At 32.1% G+C, this 20,721-nt stretch carries 21 protein-coding genes, 1 tRNA gene and 1 pseudogene; 13 read left to right on the top strand and 10 right to left on the bottom strand.

Translation table 11 applies throughout. The features are described 5' to 3' along the window. The first annotated feature begins 148 nt into the window (after window positions 1-148). Together lysM (P8K68_RS01925) and lysM (P8K68_RS01930) are read left to right on the top strand one after the other, a co-directional pair. Entirely contained in the window at window positions 149-559 is a 411-nt protein-coding gene (gene lysM / locus P8K68_RS01925) for a peptidoglycan-binding protein LysM (RefSeq protein WP_300247764.1), read from the top strand. Between the two features lie 134 nt (window positions 560-693). Next, window positions 694-1,179 (top strand): peptidoglycan-binding protein LysM, encoded by a 486-nt coding sequence (gene lysM / locus P8K68_RS01930; RefSeq protein WP_300247647.1) that lies wholly within the window; start codon window positions 694-696, stop codon window positions 1,177-1,179. A gap of 89 nt (window positions 1,180-1,268) precedes the next feature. On the opposite strand, the gene nadD is transcribed toward lysM (P8K68_RS01930), so the two are convergent. From nadD to P8K68_RS01945, 3 genes are read right to left on the bottom strand one after another with little or no spacing between them, the layout of a single operon-like run. After that, window positions 1,269-1,847, bottom strand: a complete 579-nt coding sequence (gene nadD, locus P8K68_RS01935; RefSeq protein WP_300247649.1) for a nicotinate (nicotinamide) nucleotide adenylyltransferase — start codon at window positions 1,845-1,847, stop codon at window positions 1,269-1,271. A gap of 9 nt (window positions 1,848-1,856) precedes the next feature. Beyond that, entirely contained in the window at window positions 1,857-2,450 is a 594-nt protein-coding gene (gene gmk / locus P8K68_RS01940) for a guanylate kinase (RefSeq protein WP_300247651.1), read from the bottom strand. Window positions 2,451-2,495: 45 nt separating this feature from the next. Then, window positions 2,496-3,353, bottom strand: coding sequence for a YicC/YloC family endoribonuclease (locus tag P8K68_RS01945; protein WP_300247653.1), 858 nt, complete (start codon window positions 3,351-3,353; stop codon window positions 2,496-2,498). Between the two features lie 149 nt (window positions 3,354-3,502). On the opposite strand from P8K68_RS01945, the gene P8K68_RS01950 reads away from it, so the two are divergent. The 3 genes from P8K68_RS01950 to P8K68_RS01960 all read left to right on the top strand — a co-directional run bounded on the left by P8K68_RS01950 (window position 3,503) and on the right by P8K68_RS01960 (window position 6,558). Then, the gene (locus P8K68_RS01950; protein ID WP_300247655.1) at window positions 3,503-4,612 is read left to right on the top strand and encodes a formylglycine-generating enzyme family protein; all 1,110 of its coding nucleotides are present in this window, start codon (window positions 3,503-3,505) and stop codon (window positions 4,610-4,612) included. Between the two features lie 222 nt (window positions 4,613-4,834). Continuing rightward, window positions 4,835-5,389, top strand: coding sequence for a hypothetical protein (locus P8K68_RS01955; RefSeq protein ID WP_300247657.1), 555 nt, complete (start codon window positions 4,835-4,837; stop codon window positions 5,387-5,389). Between the two features lie 131 nt (window positions 5,390-5,520). Further along, window positions 5,521-6,558 (top strand): tetratricopeptide repeat protein, encoded by a 1,038-nt coding sequence (locus P8K68_RS01960; protein ID WP_300247659.1) that lies wholly within the window; start codon window positions 5,521-5,523, stop codon window positions 6,556-6,558. A 167-nt stretch (window positions 6,559-6,725) separates the two neighbouring features. Here the strand turns inward: P8K68_RS01960 and P8K68_RS01965 are convergent. Continuing rightward, window positions 6,726-6,807, bottom strand: a tRNA-Leu gene (locus P8K68_RS01965). 147 nt (window positions 6,808-6,954) lie between these two features. On the opposite strand from P8K68_RS01965, the gene P8K68_RS01970 reads away from it, so the two are divergent. Together P8K68_RS01970 and P8K68_RS01975 are read left to right on the top strand one after the other, a co-directional pair. After that, window positions 6,955-7,896, top strand: a complete 942-nt coding sequence (locus P8K68_RS01970; RefSeq protein ID WP_300247661.1) for a ribose-phosphate pyrophosphokinase — start codon at window positions 6,955-6,957, stop codon at window positions 7,894-7,896. 59 nt (window positions 7,897-7,955) lie between these two features. Continuing rightward, entirely contained in the window at window positions 7,956-8,594 is a 639-nt protein-coding gene (locus tag P8K68_RS01975) for a 50S ribosomal protein L25/general stress protein Ctc (protein ID WP_300247663.1), read from the top strand. 233 nt (window positions 8,595-8,827) lie between these two features. Here P8K68_RS01975 and P8K68_RS01980 read toward each other — a convergent pair whose 3' ends face one another. After that, window positions 8,828-9,277 carry a nucleoside deaminase gene (locus tag P8K68_RS01980; protein ID WP_300247665.1) on the bottom strand — a complete coding sequence of 150 codons (450 nt, stop codon included), beginning with the start codon at window positions 9,275-9,277 and terminating at the stop codon, window positions 8,828-8,830. 39 nt (window positions 9,278-9,316) lie between these two features. On the opposite strand from P8K68_RS01980, the gene dxs reads away from it, so the two are divergent. Then, window positions 9,317-11,071 (top strand): 1-deoxy-D-xylulose-5-phosphate synthase, encoded by a 1,755-nt coding sequence (dxs, locus tag P8K68_RS01985; protein ID WP_300247667.1) that lies wholly within the window; start codon window positions 9,317-9,319, stop codon window positions 11,069-11,071. Window positions 11,072-11,153: 82 nt separating this feature from the next. Here dxs and P8K68_RS01990 read toward each other — a convergent pair whose 3' ends face one another. After that, the gene (locus P8K68_RS01990) at window positions 11,154-11,669 is read right to left on the bottom strand and encodes a gamma carbonic anhydrase family protein (RefSeq protein ID WP_300247766.1); all 516 of its coding nucleotides are present in this window, start codon (window positions 11,667-11,669) and stop codon (window positions 11,154-11,156) included. Between the two features lie 141 nt (window positions 11,670-11,810). Continuing rightward, a complete protein-coding gene (locus P8K68_RS01995) occupies window positions 11,811-12,821 on the bottom strand; it encodes a type IX secretion system membrane protein PorP/SprF (protein ID WP_300247669.1) in 1,011 nt (336 codons plus the stop codon). 174 nt (window positions 12,822-12,995) lie between these two features. On the opposite strand from P8K68_RS01995, the gene P8K68_RS02000 reads away from it, so the two are divergent. From P8K68_RS02000 to P8K68_RS02020, 5 genes and pseudogenes are all read left to right on the top strand, one after another. Continuing rightward, entirely contained in the window at window positions 12,996-13,898 is a 903-nt protein-coding gene (locus tag P8K68_RS02000) for a NifU family protein (RefSeq protein ID WP_300247671.1), read from the top strand. A 77-nt stretch (window positions 13,899-13,975) separates the two neighbouring features. Beyond that, window positions 13,976-14,164: pseudogene (locus tag P8K68_RS02005) on the top strand (dodecin family protein). 152 nt (window positions 14,165-14,316) lie between these two features. Beyond that, entirely contained in the window at window positions 14,317-16,353 is a 2,037-nt protein-coding gene (locus P8K68_RS02010; protein ID WP_300247673.1) for a thioredoxin domain-containing protein, read from the top strand. Continuing rightward, complete coding sequence (locus P8K68_RS02015) at window positions 16,350-16,709, top strand: DUF1304 domain-containing protein (RefSeq protein WP_300247675.1); 360 nt, start codon at window positions 16,350-16,352, stop codon at window positions 16,707-16,709. The genes P8K68_RS02010 and P8K68_RS02015 overlap by 4 nt, the downstream gene beginning before the upstream one ends. A 36-nt stretch (window positions 16,710-16,745) precedes the next feature. Next, complete coding sequence (locus P8K68_RS02020) at window positions 16,746-17,561, top strand: mechanosensitive ion channel domain-containing protein (RefSeq protein ID WP_300247677.1); 816 nt, start codon at window positions 16,746-16,748, stop codon at window positions 17,559-17,561. Here P8K68_RS02020 and tsaB read toward each other — a convergent pair. The 3 genes from tsaB to P8K68_RS02035 are packed head-to-tail and all read right to left on the bottom strand — an operon-like array spanning window position 17,558 to window position 20,719. Continuing rightward, window positions 17,558-18,235 carry a tRNA (adenosine(37)-N6)-threonylcarbamoyltransferase complex dimerization subunit type 1 TsaB gene (tsaB, locus tag P8K68_RS02025; RefSeq protein WP_300247680.1) on the bottom strand — a complete coding sequence of 226 codons (678 nt, stop codon included), beginning with the start codon at window positions 18,233-18,235 and terminating at the stop codon, window positions 17,558-17,560. The genes P8K68_RS02020 and tsaB overlap by 4 nt on opposite strands. A 4-nt stretch (window positions 18,236-18,239) precedes the next feature. After that, window positions 18,240-19,580, bottom strand: a complete 1,341-nt coding sequence (locus P8K68_RS02030; RefSeq protein WP_300247682.1) for a TolC family protein — start codon at window positions 19,578-19,580, stop codon at window positions 18,240-18,242. 35 nt (window positions 19,581-19,615) lie between these two features. Continuing rightward, window positions 19,616-20,719, bottom strand: a complete 1,104-nt coding sequence (locus tag P8K68_RS02035; RefSeq protein WP_300247684.1) for an efflux RND transporter periplasmic adaptor subunit — start codon at window positions 20,717-20,719, stop codon at window positions 19,616-19,618. Window positions 20,720-20,721: the final 2 nt, after the last annotated feature.

Genomic DNA, 20,721 nt, shown 5'->3' on the forward strand with positions numbered 1-20,721 from the left:
ACAAAATAAATCTGTAATTTTAGAGTAACAAAACATAGATAGGTTTTTAGATTAATAAATTGAATTTCAGTACTTTAATTTACTAAAAATCTATCTTTTTTACTATTAAAACTTATCTAAATATTAATCGAACTCAGGTTATTTGAATGTGTCTGCAGAAGCTGTAACCAGAAAATTTAAAATAGAAACTTCTACTGCAAAAAAATTAGAAGAAAAAATTATAAATTTACAATTACATGTTGAAAACTTAAATGTTTTTATAGATACTGATGTTGCTATAATTTCTGGTTTAGCTTACGATCAAGCCACAAGAGAAAAAGTCGTTTTAGTAGTTGGAAATTCAAATGGTATTGCAACTGTTCATGACTATTTAACGGTTGAAAATCAAGAACCTGTTGCGCAATTTTATACAGTAAGGAGTGGTGATACTCTAGGGAAAATTGCAGAAGTATATTACGGTAATGCTATGAACTACTCTTTTATATTTGATGCAAATAAGCCCATGCTTAATCACCCAAATAAAATATATCCTGGACAAGTACTAAGAATTCCCGCCTAATATTAAAGTATGAGATACCAATTGATAGCTAATTATGTTATGATTGAAACAAACTGTAGGCGGTTTCTTTTTTTATGTGACTCATTTATTTTAATTGTGTCTAAAAAGTATTAACCCTTAAAATAAATTATACAATGGGATTATTTTCATTTATTAAAAATGCAGGAGCCAAAGTATTTGGTATAGGAAAAACAGATGCTGAAGAAGCTGCCGAGGCTGCTGCTAGAAAATTAAAACAAGAAGAAACTGCCTCAAGAAAACTGGAAGAAACAATTACCGATTTACAACTTCAAGTTGAAGGTCTTAACGTTTTTATAAGTGATGATACCGCTACTATTACAGGTTTAGCTTATAACCAAGCGACTAGAGAAAAAGTAGTTTTAGTGGTTGGAAACTCAAATGGTATAGCAACTGTTGATGATCAAATGACTGTTGAACATGAAGAGCCAGTAGCACAATTTCATACGGTTGTAAGCGGTGATACTTTAGGAAAAATTGCAAAAACATATTATGGAAACGCTATGAAATACCCTGTTATTTTTGAAGCGAACAAACCCATGCTTACTCACCCTGATAAAATATATCCTGGGCAAGTATTAAGAATCCCAACTTTAGATTAGAACATTAGAGACCTAATTAATAGCTGATTTATGTTATGCTAGAAGCCAGCTTGAAAAAGTTGGCTTTTTTTTAAAAATGCAAGTTTCAATTACCTATAAAAATTCATCTCATCCAAGTACTCCCAAACATTTTTTGGTAGCATAGGCTCAACGTTTTTACTTTCTTTTATAGCATTACGAATAAAGGTAGAAGAGAGTTGCATGATAGGTGCATTTACAAGATGTATTTTTTTGTGACTATCAAATTGAGTTTCAACATTGCTATCTGAAATCCGAGGATATACATAAATATGATGATTTTCAAGAATAACCTTATAGTTTTTCCACTTATGGAAACTCTTTAAATTATCCTCACCCATAATTAAAGCAAACTCATGGTTTGGGTGTTTTTCTTGCAAATGCACTAGTGTATTTACCGTGTAATTAGGTTGTGGCAAGTTAAACTCGATATCGCTAGCCTTTAGTTTGGCATACTCTTTTGTAGCGAGATATACCATTTCTAAACGCTGATAATTATCAAGTAAACTACTTTTCTTTTTAAAAGGATTATGAGGTGTTACAACAAACCAAATTTGGTCTAAATCGCTGTATTCTACCATGTGATTTGCAATAATAAGATGACCTATATGTATAGGATTAAAAGAACCAAAGTACAAACCAATTTTCATTTTGAAACACTAGGTATTTATGAAGTTTCTAATTTTTTGCTCTGCTTCAATAAGCGCATTTTCTAAATCATCATTAACAATTATAGTGTCAAATAAAGGCGCTGTTGCTAATTCTGCTGAAGCTTTTGCAACGCGCATATTTATTTTGTCTTCGCTCTCAGTTTTACGCTTTTTTAAACGAATTTTTAATTCGTCAATACTTGGTGGCTTTACAAAAATGGCTAATGTTTCTTCTGGAAACTTTCTTTTTATTCTAAGTCCACCAGAAACATCAATATCAAAAATAACATTTTTTCCTTTTGCCCAAATACGTTCAACTTCAGTTTTTAAAGTACCATAAAAATTATCGCGGTAAACCTCTTCCCATTCTAAAAATTCATCACTTTTAATTTTGTTTTTAAAGGCTTCAGCAGAAAGAAAATAATAGTCTTTTCCATGTATTTCTTCACCTCGTTTAGCTCTTGAGGTAGCAGAAATTGAAAATTCTAAGTTTAAATTATCAACGCCTAATAAATGTCTCACTATAGTTGTTTTTCCAGAACCTGAAGGTGCTGAAAACACAATAAGTTTACCTTGTTTATTCTTGCTTTTTTCTTCTAACACAAATACTAACTTTTTTTTGACTGAATACTGCGACTGCAAACTGAACTAAAGTACATTCAATAATTGTTCCTTAATTTTTTCCAGTTCGTCTTTCATTTGAACAACTAGTTGTTGCATAGGCGCATAGTTGCTTTTAGAACCTATAGTGTTTATTTCTCTACCCATTTCTTGACTAATAAACCCTAGTTTTTTTCCATTAGAATCTTTTGAATTTATGGATTCTGAAAAATAATTTAAGTGGTTTTTTAAGCGTACCTTTTCTTCAGTAATATCAAATTTTTCAATATAATAAACCAGTTCTTGCTCAAATCTGTTTTCGTCGTATTTCTCTCTTAATTCTTGAACCCCCTTTAGTAAACGTTCGCGAACCCCTTCAACACGTTCAGGATCTATGGCAATAACTTGATTAAGCAATTCATTAATAGAAACAATGCGGTTATTAAAATCTATTTCAAGAACTTTACCTTCGTTTAATCTGTAGCTATTCAAGTCTTCAATAGCATGGTGTATTTCAGCTTCTATAGCCTTCCATTCATTTTCATCAATCTCTTCTCTAACTGTATTTAATGCATCTGGAAAACGAACAGCCATTTTAAGCAAATCCATGTCATCACCATCAACCACTTGTTTTAACTGTTCAATGTATTGTTTAACAACAGGTGTATTTATTTGTGTTGATGTGTCTTCTGCAGTAGCTTCAACGTAAATAGAAAAATCAACTTTTCCACGAACTAATTTATCCGCTAAAATTTTTCTTATTGCTAATTCTTTTTCCCTGTATATAGAAGGCATTCTAGCATTTAAATCTAAATTTTTACTGTTTAAAGATTTAAGTTCTATAGTTATTTTTTTTGTTGGCAATTGCAAAACAGATTTTCCGTAACCTGTCATTGAATATATCATAAATGCGAGTATTAAGTTTTGCAAAGGTAATTAAAAGCTAAAGATAGAAAAGTGATAGCTTATGTTAAAAAAAATACTTTAAAATATAATATTTGGTTTATAGAACAATTAATAAATACATTTACAGTCATAAATTTTTCAATATTAAAATGAATAAATTAAAGAAAATAAGTATCGTTATTGGATGTTGTGTTATTATTTTGTCATGTAAGGAAACGAAAGCTGAAGTTGTAATTGAAAGCCAAAATAATGATGAACGTATTAGTAGGAAAGCAACAGATAGTCTTATTTCTAAACCGCCAGAAGGCATGGTTTGGATTCCTGGAGGTTCCTTTTTACAAGGGGCTGTACCACAAGATAAAACAGCAATGGGTCATGAAAAGCCACAGCATCCTGTTTCTGTTGATGGCTTTTTTATGGATATAACAGAGGTAACTAACGCTAAATTTAGAAAATTTGTTGAAGAAACAAATTATGTAACTATTGCTGAACGAGAAATTGATTGGGAAACCATGAAAAGCCAATTACCAGAAGGCACTCCGAAACCACATGATAGTATTTTACAACCAGGATCTTTAATGTTTAAAAAAACAAAATCTTCTGTTCCTAATTTATATGATTTTTCACAGTGGTGGCGTTGGGCAATTGGTGTAAATTGGAGGCATCCTAGCGGACCTGATAGTAATATTGAAGGAAAAGATAATCATCCTGTTGTTCATGTTAGTTTTGAGGATGCTGAAGCCTATTGCAATTGGGCAGGTAGGCGTTTGCCAACAGAAGCAGAATGGGAATATGCTGCTAGAGGAAAGAAGACGAGTACTATTTATTTTTGGGGTGATGATAGATCTGAACTTTCTAAAATGGTAAATAGTTGGGAAGGTGAATTTCCTGTAAATAATACTTTAGAGGATGGTTTTGAAAGAACAGCTCCTGTAAAAGCCTATTCACCGAATGATTTTGGATTGTATGATATGGCAGGTAATGTTTGGGAGTTTGTGTCTGACTGGTATAGCATCAAGTATTATGAGGAATTAGCAGTAAAAAAAGTAGAGGTTATTAATCCTCAAGGACCTGAAAGCCCATACAATCCAAATCAACCGTATTCACAAGAAAAAGTAATTAAAGGCGGGTCGTTTTTATGTAGCGACTCCTATTGTGCGAGTTATAGAGTGTCATCTAGAATGGGAACAAGTATGGATTCATCTTCAGAGCATGTTGGATTTAGAACAGTTGCTACTCGTGGTATGTTAGTAAAATAGTTCCAGTAAATTAGTAACAAAAAAGGCTTTAACAGAATCGTTAAAGCCTTTTGTACACAACGTACTCCAATTATCGAACTTTTTCTTGAAAGACCTTGAAAAGCTTAGAGAGTTTTCAGAAACCTATAAAAAACATAATTTATTGAGCTTGTAGAACCCCTTTATATGAGCTATTTCAAATATTAGAATTTAGATTTATCTTAATTAAATTATATTTGGATTATGATAAAGTTACTTATATTATTTTTTATTCCAATTCTTTGTTTTGGGCAGGTTTGTTTAGAGACAGATATCAATAAAAAATTTAAACATATTAACGAAAATAATTTTTTAGATGTTGCAGCTTCAGGACTAATAATTAATGCTGGATGGGATAAAAACAAAACAATTAATTGGTTAAAAGAATTGTCAAATAACAATTCAAAATTTTATATACCTATCGATAAAAAAGGCTTGTTAAACTGGAACTCTAATTTAATAATAACATCAGGTGATGATATATTTGATGATTTAAATGATAAAGTTGGAAAGGCTGCCTGCAAAATTAATTCCGAAATCACGGATAGTAATATTTTAGTATTAAATTGTAATTTCAAATTGGTTAAGCGGTCTAACTTACAGTATTTGGAAATCACAACCAAAGCAAAAACTCTTTGGAATAATCAACTATCATACTCAAAGCAATTTTTAATTAAATGTAATGGCAGGAAATTTTTTATGACACTAAAAACAGTCGATAGTACTATAAATCTTGATGAAATATTACATATAAACTGATTGCATTTTGCCCTATAAAACTGCTAATCTTAACTATAATTAATTTTCAAATACTTCCACCCACTCCACTTAACTTAAAAAAACATTTATTAAATTCAGAAAATCAATAAGTACATTTAAATTTTATTAATATGAAAAAGCTTTTCATTATAATATTGCCCATTTTAATTTCGTGTAACAGTTTATCAGATGAAGATGAGTCTGCACTTGTATATTCTTACTTATTTGTAGATAAAATAGTAAAAAATAATGAGTGTTTTTCAATCGAATTTTTTAATGAAAGGCAAAAACAATGGGATTATAAAACTAAAACTGCTTATTCAAGCGCTGATAAAAAATCATATCAAATTAAAAATGCAAAAAATATTCGAAAACTAAACGAATTTATGTTTTATAGTTATTACAAGCAGTCAATCTGTCATTTTGAAAAGTGGAAAGACGAATTTGTTAATCAAAATAATACCGAAAAAGCGTATCACTTAAGTCTCGCTAAAGAATTTTTGAATAACGCATCAGAAATATATAACAATGACAGAAAATTTCTTGAATGTGAAAATTGTGAATTATTATTATTTTGGATTAGTCAAATTAAAAATTTTCAAAATGATTTAAAAGACTTTAAAGGAGATATATCAGACTATTCTAAAGCTATTGACCTAAACCCTGATTTTAGTAAGGCACGTCTAATAGCTGACTTTTTAGAGTTAGGGGAACTTTTTGCCAACGATGCCGATGCTTATTACAGCAGAGGTAATTCAAGAGATGATTTAAAAGACTTCAACGGTGCTATTAGTGATTATAATAAAGCAATAGAGCTTAACCCTAATTCGGCCAAAGCTTATTATAGCAGAGGTAATTCAAAATATGATTTAAAAGACTACAACGGTGCTATATCAGACTACACTAAAGTAATAGAGTTAAACCCTAATTCGGCCAATGCTTATTACAACAGAGGTGTTTCAAAAAGTGATTTAAAAGACTTTAACGGAGCCATATCAGACTATACTAAAGTGATAGAGCTTATCCCCAATGATGCTTTGGCATATTACAACAGAAGTGTTTGTAAAGAGTTGTTAGAAGATTTAAATGGTGCTTGTGAAGACGCAAAAAAAGCTATTAGCTTGGGAAGTAAAAATTCACTGAAATGGGTTTCTGAAAATTGCAACTAAACCCTAGGCATATCTTCTTCAGATAGTTTAAGTAAAAACTAAATATGGACAAAAGTATCGAACCCCATAGTTTAAATAAGGATTTGGATTTATATATCAGAAAATCAATTAGTTACAAGTACTAAAAAAAGAAAAAGGAGACAACTTTTCAGATGTCTCCCATTTAGTACTCAAGGTGGGAATCGAACCCACACTCCCGAAAGAACTGGATTTTGAATCCAGCGCGTCTACCAATTCCGCCACTTGAGCCTTAATTGAATAGCAAAAATATAGTTTTTTTTAATATTACCCATAAAAATACCATCCAATATACTTTTCAGGTTAAAATAAATGTCTAAATTTGCACCTCGTTAAAAACTACGTAGTGTTTGCACACTCTAAAACAAGAAGTTAACTATGCCAAATGTTATAACAGAAGCGAAGATTTTTGCATGTACGCAAAGTAAAGTGCTGGGTGAAAAAATTGCTAAAGCTTTTGATTTAGAACTCGGAAATGTTATTACCTCTACATATAGTGATGGTGAGTTTCAGCCTTCATATGAAGAATCAATTCGTGGAAGAAGAATATTTATAATTGGATCAACCCATCCAGAGCCAAGGAATTTAATGGAAATGCTATTGATGATTGATGCTGCTAAACGCGCTTCGGCAAGACATATTACAGCAGTTATGCCATATTTTGGTTGGGCAAGGCAGGATAGAAAAGATAAACCAAGAGTTCCAATTGCTGCAAAATTAGTTGCAAAAATGTTAGAGACTGCTGGTGCTACAAGAATTATCACAATGGATTTGCATGCAGACCAAATTCAAGGATTTTTCGAGAAACCTGTAGACCATTTATATGCTTCAATCATATTTTTACCTTATTTAAAAAGCTTAAACCTACCTAATTTAACAATTGCATCGCCAGATATGGGTGGATCTAAAAGGGCTTATGCGTATTCAAAAGCTTTAGAGAGTGATGTTGTAATTTGCTATAAGCAACGTGCTAAAGCCAATGTTATATCTCATATGGAATTAATTGGAGATGTTAGTGGTAAAAATGTTGTTTTAGTTGATGATATGGTAGATACAGCAGGAACATTAACTAAAGCTGCAGATTTAATGATGGAAAGAGGCGCACTAAGCGTTAGAGCTATTTGTACACATCCTATTTTATCTGGAAATGCCTATGAAAAATTAGAAAAGTCTAAACTTGAAGAACTAATTGTTACAGATTCTATTCCACTAACTAAGAAAAGTGATAAAATTAGAGTTTTAGGTTGTGCAGATTTATTCGCAGAAGTAATGAGTAAAGTACATAACAATCAATCTATTAGTTCAAAATTTGTAATGTAAAATTTTCCGCGAAAGCGAAATAAAATAATAATACAATTAAATAACAATAAATAATAATTATGAAATCAATTACAATCAACGGATCTCAAAGAGAAAGCGTGGGCAAAAAGTCAACAAAAGCCTTACGTAATGCTGGTCAGGTTCCTTGCGTACTATACGGAGGAGACAAGCCAGTGCATTTCTCTGCACCAGAATTAGCTTTCTCTAAACTAGTATACACGCCAAATGCGCATACAGTTGTTATTGAGCTTGAAAATGGAGTAACTTTAAACGCAGTACTTCAAGACATACAATTTCACCCAGTAACAGACAGAATCTTACACGTAGATTTCTATCAGTTATTTGAAGATAAAGAAATTGCCTTAAACATTCCAGTAAGACTTGTAGGAAACTCAAAAGGTGTTAAAAACGGTGGTGTTTTAAGAAGAAATAACAGAAAACTTCGTATTAAAGCACTTCCTGCAAATTTACCAGATTTTATAGAGATAGATATTACACCTCTTAAAATTGGAGATAAAGTTTCTGTTGGAGAATTACCAAGCGAAGATTACACATTTTTACATACAGATAATATAGTTGTTTGTCAAGTTAAAACATCTAGAACAGCTGTTGAAGACGAAGAAGATGAAGACGAAGAAATTGAAGCAGGAGATGTTCCAACAACAGAAACTGAAGACGTCGCTGCAGAAAAAGAATAAATTATTCTTAAAACATAGTATCAAAGCATTCCAACTTTATTGGGATGCTTTTTTTTATTTTCATAAATTAAGGGAACTAATAATTTTTCCGTTACCCGAAGAGTCGGGCTATGAGTTACAAGTCTCCGCAACTCCTGCGTCGGGCTGTGTGTGGGCTCCCCTCTACTAACCTAACCGGGGTCAGTACGCATTTGGCAGTATTCAGTCTGCAGTTTGTAATATTTAAAATAGATTCAATTCAAATTCCGTTTCTCAACAAAAAAACGTTTCATTAAGGCAGATGCCTCATCAGCCAAAATACCCCCAGAAATCGTTGTCTTAGGATGCAACTTTGTTTTCAAATTAATACAACCACGCTCCATATCTCTGGCACCATAAACAATTTTAGAAATCTGACTCCAATACAAAGCTCCAGCGCACATTTGGCAAGGCTCAAGCGTTACATACAAGGTGCATTTTTGAAGATACTTCCCGCCTAAAAAGTTAGCTGCGGCCGTAATAGCTTGCATTTCGGCATGTGCCGTAACATCAGTTAAAGTTTCAGTGAGGTTGTGTCCACGTGCAATTATTCTATTATCAACAGCAATAACAGCACCTACAGGAATTTCACCTTTTTCAAAAGCAGCTTCAGCTTCCTGTAGTGCTTTCTTCATAAAATAAGTATCGTCAAAAGGTTCTATCATGATAGCAAAAATACAAATTCATTCTTGTACTTTTGCTTCGTGCAAAAAAGTCTATTACAAAATATAAACTCACCCGAAGAACTCCGTCTTTTAAAACAAAAAGACCTAGAGCAACTCGCACAAGAACTCCGAGAATTCATCATTAATATTGTTGCTACCAAAGAAGGGCATTTAGGAGCCAGTTTAGGTGTTGTAGAATTAACCATAGCATTACACTATGTATTTAACACACCTGCAGATCAATTAATTTGGGATGTTGGTCATCAAGCATACGGACATAAAATTTTAACAGGGCGACAAAAGAACTTTCATACCAATCGCCAACATGGGGGTTTAAGTGGTTTTCCTAATCGTGAAGAAAGTGAGTACGACACATTTGGTGTTGGGCATTCCTCCACATCCATTTCAGCAGCATTAGGAATGGCCATTGCTTCACATTTAAAAGGCGAAAACAAACAGCATATTGCTGTAATTGGTGATGCATCCATTGCTAGCGGGATGGCTTTTGAAGGTTTAAATCATGCCGGTGTTACTGATGCTAATTTATTGGTTATTTTAAATGACAACGCTATAGGCATTGATCCAAGTGTTGGTGCATTAAAGCAATATTTAACCAATGTAAAAAAGGGCACTCAAAAGCAAGACAATATTTTTGAAGCTTTAAATTTTGATTACTCTGGACCTATAGATGGCCATGATATACATACCGTTATTTCAGAATTAGAACGTTTAAAAACCGTAAAAGGCCCAAAACTTTTACATGTTATAACCACAAAGGGTAAAGGCTTAAAACAAGCTGAAACAAACCAAGTAAAATATCATGCTCCAGGAAAATTTGATGCTAAAACTGGTAATTTACCAGTCAAATCAAAAACAGTCCAACCACCAAAATATCAAGATGTTTTTGGATACACCATTGTTGAATTAGCTAAACAAAATAAAAACATTGTAGGTATTACACCTGCAATGCCAACAGGAAGTTCATTAAAGTATATGATGACTGAAATTCCAAATCGTGCTTTTGATGTGGGGATTGCCGAACAACACGCTGTAACTATGGCGGCAGGTATGGCTACTCAAGGCTTAATTCCGTTTTGTAATATTTATTCTACGTTTTTGCAACGCGCTTACGACCAGATTATTCATGATGTAGCGCTACAAAAACTACCTGTTATTTTTTGTTTAGATCGTTCTGGTTTAGTTGGGGAAGATGGTGCGACACACCATGGTGTTTTCGATTTAAGCTATTTAAGATGTATTCCGAACCTCATCATATTTGCACCCAGAAACGAGATGGAGTTACGCAACATCATGTACACAGCGCAATTAGGTTTAAAGCAACCTATCGCAATTCGTTACCCAAGAGGACGAGGAATTACTATAGAGTGGAAACAGCCCTTTTCTAAAATTGAGATTGGTAAAGGTGTTGCGCTTAAAAAAGGAAAAAAACTTGCTGTTTTAAGTATAGGAACTATTTCTAAAAATATTACTAAAGCTATTAAAAATTTAGACGTTTCGCATTACGATATGCGTTTTGTAAAGCCCCTGGATGAAAACTTACTTCATGCTATTTTTAAAACTCATCACACTATTGTTACTGTTGAAGACCATGCTATTAAAGGTGGATTTGGAAGTGCTATTTTAGAATTTGCTTCTGAAAATAGTTATAAAAACACTATTAAAAATTTGGGGATTCCTGATGCTTTTATTGAGCATGGTAGTGTAAATGAACTTCTAGAAGCTGTTGGTTTGGATGTTGAGAGTTTGATTAAGGTTTTTAGTGATTTTTTATAAGAATACATGAATAAATATGCTTAACCTCACGTCCCGATAGCCTTCAGGAGTGCTATTCTGCCGGCAAGCAGACACCCTAATACTATTCTTTAAACCAACTGGAATATTTAATGTAGGCTTCTGAAATTCTATTTATTTCTCCTGAGAGAAGCTCTTTGCTGATATTTTTAACTTTTTTTGCTGGTACACCAGCATAAATACTTCCTGACTCTACTTTAGTATTTTGAGTTATCACTGCCCCAGCAGCAATAATACTATTGCTTTGCACAACAGCTCCATCCATAATTATACTTCCCATGCCTACCAAAACATTATCGTGAATAGTACAACCATGGACCAGTGCATTATGCCCAATGGAAACATTATTACCAATCGTTGTACCTGCCTTTTGATATGTACCATGAATAACAGCACCATCTTGTATATTTACCTTATTACCTATTTTAATGAAGTTTACATCACCACGAACTACGGCGCTAAACCAAACACTACATTGATTTCCCATAGTAACTTCTCCAACTATGGTTGCGTTTTCGGCAATGAAACAATCATCTGGTATATTCGGTAATTTTCCTCTTACTTGTTTTATTACTGGCATAATTATGACTGTTTTTTGTGTTTTCATTACACTAAAGATTTAGTGTATCGCCATTTCAGGGCGCGACAAATATTTAAACAATGAGAATCCCACTATAAAGTGGGGTTTATATTTAAATATTTTAAAATAATAGTCTTAAAATTAATTAACAGCAGGACAATTACAAGCGTATTTCTCTCGGCTACAATTAAAGTTATATCCTAATGTTATTTGATGAAAACCACCACTTGTAAATACAACATCATTCATTTGATATGTGTAAGTATAGGCAAACATAAAGTCGTTATAATTAACTCCTAAAACAGGTGTAATTTGTTGTAGTTTTTGGCTACTAATAGCATTTGAAGTTGTTAAAAATTCAGCGCCATCTAAACTCTGCCTATAAGACAAGCCTCCCCAGAGTTTACCAAAATCCATTTGCTTATAAACTTTCCCGTTAATATCTATTGCAGATTCTTTTGTTAAATCTCTATATTGAAACATCAAAGAAGGCTCATAACTCCAATCACTACCAAATTTACTAAACACATTTCCAACGGAAACTAAAAAACGTCTTAAATTACTTGTTATCTGGGTATCTCTATTAACACCAGCATTTTCTAAAACATTTTTAACTGTTGCGTGAGCATAAAAATCAAGAAAATGGTATGAAAACCCTAAGTCCACATTAAAATTGGTTTCATTTTGAACTATACCATTAATAATTGGATCTGGGATAGGTGCCCCATTTAAAAAAGTGGTTTCATCTAATTGGTACTGAACAAAACCAGCACTTAAGCCAAAAGATAGCATATTTAAATCAGCCTCACTTCTTGAAAACATTAAATGATGTGCATACGTAAAATAGGCCCCTTTTTGTGAATGATACCCATTTTTATCGGCATAAAGTATTCCTCCAATACCTGATTGAGAATCACCAATCCTACCATTTAAACTCATTGTTAAAAGTTTTGGTGCATCATCTTGCCCAAACCATTGTTGTCGACCAGTGATTCTAATTTTCGCACAATTAGCAACACCCGCCATAGATGGATGGATTAAATAATAATTATCTGTTAGATAATCTGTATATATAGGCAAACCCTCTTGCGAAGTAACTATGTTAGCAAACATAACAGTAATTGCTACTATAATAATATTTTTTAATTTCATAAACTTTATAACCAAGTAGATTTAGTTTAATACAAACGTCTTGATTCTTAAAAAATTACACATAAAAAAGATAAAGTTAAACTTTATCTCTAAAGCCCTTTTAAAGGCCAACAATACTCAAATATATGGATATCTATAGTTTTCTTTTAGTATTTTTGTCAAAAATTAGTTAAAATGAACACTTTCAAGGTTTCTGTGCAAGAAACATCCAATAATTCAATAGTAAAATTTGAGGTAAACCAATTTATTACTAATCATCAAAGTTTTGAATTCAATAATATTGATGACGCTAAATTTTCTCCCTTAGCGCAGCAGTTATTCTATTTACCATTTGTAAAAAAAGTATATATCTCCGGAAATTTTATTGCAGTAGAACGTTATGACATTGTAGAATGGAATGATGTACAAGATGAAGTTGCAGAACAAATAGAAACGTATTTAAATGATGGTGGTATTGTGGTTGAAGAAACTGCTGTATCAAAAAAAGTTCCAGTAACCGTTTATGCTGAAAGCACACCTAACCCTTCTGTAATGAAGTTTGTAGCTAATAAGAAAATTGTTGCTGCGCTTTTTGAATTTACATCAATTGATGAAGCTAAATTATCGCCTTTAGCTACTGAATTATTTCATTTCCCGTTTATAAAAAGCGTATTTCTTGATGAAAATTATGTATCTATCACAAAATACGATATCACAGAATGGCAAGATATTACTATCGAGCTTCGTGAATTCATTAAAAATTATATTGAAAACGGGAAAGAAGTTGTTTTACCAGAAGCTATAGAAACATTACAAAAATCTTCTAAACAAGTGGATAGTAATTTTGAAGCTTTAGATGATATTTCAAAAGAAATTGTAAATATCTTAGAAGAATATGTTAAACCCGCTGTAGCTAGTGATGGTGGAAACATTCAATTTATTTCTTATGATTCCCAAGAAAAAAATGTAAGCGTCATGCTTCAAGGTGCTTGTAGTGGCTGTCCATCCTCAACGTACACTTTAAAAAGTGGTATTGAAAATATGCTGAAAGAAATGCTGCCAGGGAAAGTTGAAACTGTTGAAGCTATAAACGGTTAAATCCTTGTACTTTTTTTACATTTTGTGTCTAAAATTAGTTGTCTTTAAAGAGGTCATCTAATTATAATTCCAGAATTATGGCCGTTTTAAAATTAATCGAAATTTTAGCAAACTCAGAAAAAAGTTGGGAAGATGCAACCAGAAAAACAGTAAAACAAGCATCAAAAAGTTAAAAAAATATTCGCTCTGTTTATGTTCAAGATCAAAGCGTAAAAAGTGATGAAGTAACAGACTTTAGAGTGAACTTAAAATCACTTTTAAAATAGAATAAATTCCGCTTCAATACAACATGTAAAGCGTTCATTATATGGACGCTTTTTTTGTGCTTAAAAATTATTAACTTTGATGCATGAAGCACCTATTCCCACTCGCATTTATTATTTTTATTATAGGCTGTAAAGATCAAAAATCAGAGCCCATGGAACACACATACACTAACGCTCTCGTAAATGAAACTAGCCCATATCTATTACAACATGCTCATAACCCTGTGGATTGGAATCCTTGGAATGAAACTACTTTAGAAAAGGCTAAAACCGAAAACAAATTAATGCTTATTAGTGTTGGTTATGCTGCTTGCCATTGGTGTCATGTTATGGAACATGAAAGTTTTGAAGATAGCCTTGTAGCTCAGGTGATGAATAAAAACTTCATCAATATAAAAGTGGATAGAGAGGAGCGTCCTGATGTAGATCAAGTTTATATGAATGCCGTTCAACTCATGACGGGTAGTGGCGGATGGCCTTTAAATGTAATTGCTTTACCAGATGGAAGACCAGTTTGGGGAGGCACATATTTTAAGAAAGCACAGTGGATGGATGCTTTAAATCAAATTTCAAAATTATATATTGAAAACCCCAAAAAGCTTCATGACTATGCTGATAAATTAGAAGCGGGAATTAAAACATTAGATGTTGTTGAATTAAATACTGACGACCCTGTTTTTGAAAAACCTTTCATTCAAAACGCGGTTAAAAATTGGTCAAAACAATTTGATAATAATCAAGGTGGTATGGATAGCGCACCAAAATTTATGATGCCAAATAATTATCATTTTCTATTACGCTATGCGTATCAAAATAATGATAGTGAATTGTTAGACTTTGTTAATTTAACACTCACAAAAATGGCCTACGGTGGTGTTTTTGACCAAATTGGTGGTGGGTTTTCTAGATATTCTGTTGATGCGAAATGGCATGTGCCTCACTTCGAAAAAATGCTTTATGATAATGGGCAATTGGTGGGTTTGTATACAGATGCCTACCTCATTACTAAAAATGAGTTATATAAAGATGTTGTTACTGAAACATTAGCATACATAAAACGTGACATGACAACTGAAAACGGCGCATTCTATTCATCACTTGATGCTGATAGTAATACCGCAAAAGGCGAATTAGAGGAAGGTGCGTTTTATGTTTGGACAAAAGATGAACTTAAGCCCCTTCTTAAAGAAGATTTTGAATTATTTTCAGACTATTATAATGTAAACAATTATGGCTTTTGGGAGCATGATAATTATGTGTTTATTAGAAAAGATGATGATGACGCTATCATAAAAAAACATAAATTAACCCTTACTAATTTAAGTGAAAAGAAATCTAATTGGAAAGCACTTCTTTTAAAAGAACGAAATAAAAGAGCCAAACCAAGATTAGATGATAAAACCTTAACCTCTTGGAATGCCATTATGCTAAAAGGCTATGTTGATGCATATCGTGTTTTTGGGTATGATGATTATCTCGCTTCCGCGGAAAAAAACGCTAACTTCATAATAAACAATCAATTAAGAGAAGATGGCGGTTTAAACCATAATTATAAAAACGGAACAAGTAGTATTAATGGTTATTTAGAAGATTATGCGACTACTATAGATGCTTTTATAACGCTTTATGAAAACACTTTAAATGAAAAATGGTTAACTACAGCGAGAGATTTAGCAAATTATACTTTTGACCATTTCTTTGATGACACAAGTAATATGTTCTTTTTTACTTCAAATGAAGATGCTGCGTTAGTTTCTAGAAGTATTGAATATAGAGATAATGTGATTCCTGCAAGTAATTCAATTATGGCAAAAAACCTATTTAAATTATCGCATTATTTTGACAATAATCACTTTAGCAAAACTGCTATGACTATGCTAAACAATGTGAAGCCAGAAATGCAAGACTACCCATCGGGATACTCCAATTGGTTTGATTTGATGTTGAATTATTCAAACTCATACTATGAAATAGCCATTGTTGGAGACCGAGCAAAAGAAAAAATAAATGCGTTAAATAAAAAATATATACCCAACAAACTAATAGTTGGAAGCACTTCAGAAAATAATATGCCTTTATTGGCAAATAGATACAATCCAAACAACACACTTATTTATGTTTGTGTAAATAAGGCTTGTAAGCTTCCTGTTTCTGAAGTAAAAGACGCGATAAAATTTATTAAAAAATGACACTTGTAACAACTATATTAATAGCTTTTGTAGCTTTAGAGCATTTCTATTTTTTGTTTTTAGAAATGTTTATGTGGACTAAGCCAAAAGGTATTAAAGCTTTTGGTTTAAAATCTAAACAATTTGCTGAAGAAACTAAAGTACTAGCCGCAAATCAAGGGCTTTACAATGGCTTTTTAGCAGCTGGACTTATTTTATCAATTATTCAAAAGGATTTAAAAATTTCTATTTTCTTTCTTGTTTGTGTGACTATAGCAGGTATTTATGGGTCTTATTCTACAAAGCAAATAAAGTTATTCTATGTACAAGCCATTCCAGCAATCATTGCTCTAATTTTTTGCTTTATTTCAAATTAATTAACCTTTTTTTATCATTTAAACACTTAAAAATTTATGAATTTAGAAAACATTAATACAGAAAAGTGGCTACAGTTAGCTTTAGATTACGGATTAAAAATTCTTGGAGCTATTCTTATTTGGATTATTGGCTCATGGGTCATTAAAAAAATCCTTAAGACCACAAAAAAAATAATGTCTAAAAGAGACTATGATGAAAGTCTTCAAAAGTTTTTATTAAACTTATTAGGCTGGATCTTAAAAATTATTTTAATAGTTGTTTTATTAGGAACTATTGGCGTTGAAACTACCTCATTTGCAGCTATTTTAGCAGCAGCTGGTTTAGCTATAGGTTTAGCGCTACAAGGCTCTTTAGGTAATTTTGCCGGAGGTGTTTTATTAATGATATTTAAACCTATTAAAATAGGAGATTTAATTGAAGCCCAAGGAGAAATAGGAGTTGTTAAAGAAATTGAAATTTTCACAACTAAATTAACAGGTTTATCAAATAGAGAAATTATCATTCCTAATGGCTCTTTATCAAACGGAAATATTATCAATTATACCACTGAAGGTACACGTCGTGTAGATTTAACTTTTGGGGTTGGTTATGATTCTGACATTAAGAAAACCAAAGAAGTACTAATGAATGTTTTAACATCGCATCCAAAGGTTCTAAAATCACCAGCACCTACTGTTAATGTTTCTGAGTTGGCAGATAGTTCAATTAACTTTGCTGTAAGACCTTGGAGTACATCAGACGATTATTGGGATGTTTACTTCGGAATTACTGAAGACGTTAAAGAAGCACTTGATAAAGCTGGTATAGAAATTCCTTACCCACATCAAGTTGAAATACGTAAAAATGCTTAAGATTTAGTTTTAGGTTTTAAAGCCACAAAATCTTTCAAATAATAAGGTTCAAAATAAGCGACATCTTCGGTGTCGCTTATTTTATATTTTTTTAAAGCTAACCTACTCATTTCATTTGCTGAAGGTAATTTATCTTCAACAAAAACAGCATTTGGATGGTCTATTAAGCTTTTTGTTTTCTCAACACCATTACCAATAAAATAAACTTTTCCTTTTTCTAGATAATTACTAAAAGACGTATTATCTAAAATTTGTGCTTCAGTGTCTCTTATTTGAGTATAATTCGAATCATAAATGGCTGAATATACTTCCATGCGCCTTGCATCTAACATGGAAACAATAACACCACTATCCATTTTAATTTGATACGCTAAAGCTTCTAAAGTTGAGACAGAAATTAATGGCTTACCAAGTGCAAAGCACAAGCCTTTAGCTGCTGAAACCCCAATACGTAAGCCAGTATAAGACCCAGGACCTTTACTAACAGCAATGGCGTCTATATCACTAGAGCTCATTTTAGCTTCGTTTAAAACGTCGTCTATATAAACATGAAGTCGTTCTGCATGCGAATAGCTTTTGTCATTATCCTCTTTTAAAACCATAGTTTCACCATCTTTTGAAAGTGAAACAGAACAATTGGTTGTTGCCGTTTCTATGTTTAGTATTAAAGCCAATTTTCTAATTTAGATTTGTGATAGGAATTCCAAAATAAAAATCTAAAACTTTTAATTGAAAAATATAATCATATTTAGTTCTGATAACATCTGATTGCGCATTATCAAGTTGAACTCTAGATTGACTTAAATCAAATGCATTAGATAAACCAACCTCGTAACGTTCTTGAGCATAATTAAAAGCCAACTGTCGAGCTTCTTCCACTTTTAAAGCTGCTTCATAAGATTTTCTTGAATTTTTAGCATCATTATAGGCTTGATAAACTGTTGACTCCAAATCTAGTTCTGATTGTTTTGCTTGAAATTCTAATCTGCTTATATTTATTTTCCTCCTTTTTATATTATTGCTAACATTAAAATTATTAAATATTGGAATATTTAGTCTAAGGCCTATAGCCGTTCCATCAAATAAATATAATTGATCTGCAAAGTTAATTTCTTCTCCTGTAAAAGGATTAGATTGCGAGCTAGACCATCGGGCATTATAACTTAAAAATCCTGAGAGTGTTGGAAAAAAATCTGTTCTGGCTATTTCTAAATCCTTCTTAGCTAGTTCTAAATTAGAACTTGCTATTTTTAAATCATTAACAACTTCTTTTGCTTTTACTATTATTTCTTCTGGATTTTTTTCTAATATATCACTAGAGACTAATCCATAATCTGTTTCAACTATGTCAAAATTAGCGTAATCTTCTAGTTGTAAGGTTTGAGCCAAACTTAATTTTGATATGAATAGCGTATTTTCTGCTTGTATAATTTGCTGTATTTGGGTGGCATCTGTTGCTTTACTTTCTAATAAATCTCCTTGCGGTAGTACTCCTGAATCAACTAACTCTTGTGTGTTTTTTATATTCTCTTTTGTTATTCTATTTTGGTCCTGTAAGACTTTAAGTCTTTCTTTATTCGCTAAAATTTGCAAAAAAGAATTTGCAACAAACAACGAAATATCATCTTTCATTTTTTCTAATTGATAGGTTGTTGCCAACTTATTTATTTTAGCACGTTGTAGATTTTTCCAATTTTGTAAGCCAGAAAATATATTAATTCCAGAAGTTGCACCTCCAGAGGCAGAACGGAACGTTGCATTTTCAAACTGGTTGGTAGCTGGGTTAATATTCGCACCAGTGTTTATATTATATGAAGAATTTGCATTTAAATTAGGTAAAAAATTAGCAATAGCTTGATATTTTTCTATATCTGCCAAGTTTAAATCTAATTCAGATTGCTGAATAGACATGTTATTTTCTAAAGCATAATTAACACATTCAATGAGTGTCCACTTTTTTTGTTGTGCAAACGATGAAACTGATAAAAACAGCCCTATTAGTAATAGGTTATATTTCATCTGTTTAATATTTAAACTAATCATATACGAGAGTATTAATTTTCTTTAGATACTTTATTCCATACTTTAATTTTATCACCTTCTTGAATACCATCAACAATTTCAATATTAATGCCATCAGATAAACCAAGCTTAATGTCTTGTTTTTTAAACGTATCATCTTCTTGTTGTATTTCAACAAAAGGCTTCTCAGTAATTCTATCAAAACGAACTAATGATTCTTTAATGCTAAAAATACTGTCTTTACTTTCTATATCTATCTCCGCATTAGCACTATAACCTGCTCTAATATTAGCTTTCACCTCTACTTCAACATCAGCCTTTATAGTAAACTGAACCGCCCCAGCATTATCAGAAACCCCCTTTGGAGCTATAAAAGTTAATTTAGCAGGAAGCTTTTTCTCATCAAGCGCCCCAATAACTACAGCTATTGGTTCTCCTTCTTTGAGTTTCCCAACTTCAGATTCATCAACAGTCCCCTCAAAAATCATATTACTCATATTTGCAATGGTAGCTATACTTGTTCCTGCATTAAAGTTATTACTTTGAATCACTTGGTCTCCAACTCGAACGGGGATTTCTAATACTGTTCCTGCTATTTGAGCAATAATATTGGTGTTTGCTGAACTACCACCTGAAATAGAACCCTTTTTAATGATTTGATAATCATTTTGAGCTTGTTGCAAAGTTTCTTTAGCTTGATTGAAAGACAATTCGCTATTTTCGAAATCTTGTTTTGAAATAACTCCTTTATCAAATAATACTTTATTTCTCCTATACAAAATATTGGCATTATCATATGAAAATTTAGAACTATTAAGTCTGCTGTTGGCACTTACTAAAGATTGCTCGTTTGGTACGACTCTAATTTTAGCAATTAGCCCCCCTTTACTAACCATATCGCCTTCTTCTACCATAATAGCATCTACAATCCCTGTAATTTGAGGTTTTAATTCAATTTCTTCCTCTGGGTTAAGACTACCCGTAGCTACTATTTTAGTACTAATAGAGGTGTAAAAAGGGGTTTCAGTGCTGAATGTTTCTGGAGCTTTATTGTTAGCATCGTAAAAATATTTTAATACCCAAGCAAATAACAATATTGCTACTACAATAAAAACGATTTTTAAAAATTTTTTCATTT

Source organism: Algibacter sp. (assembly GCF_029245835.1).
Taxonomy (GTDB): Bacteria; Bacteroidota; Bacteroidia; order Flavobacteriales; family Flavobacteriaceae; genus Algibacter_B.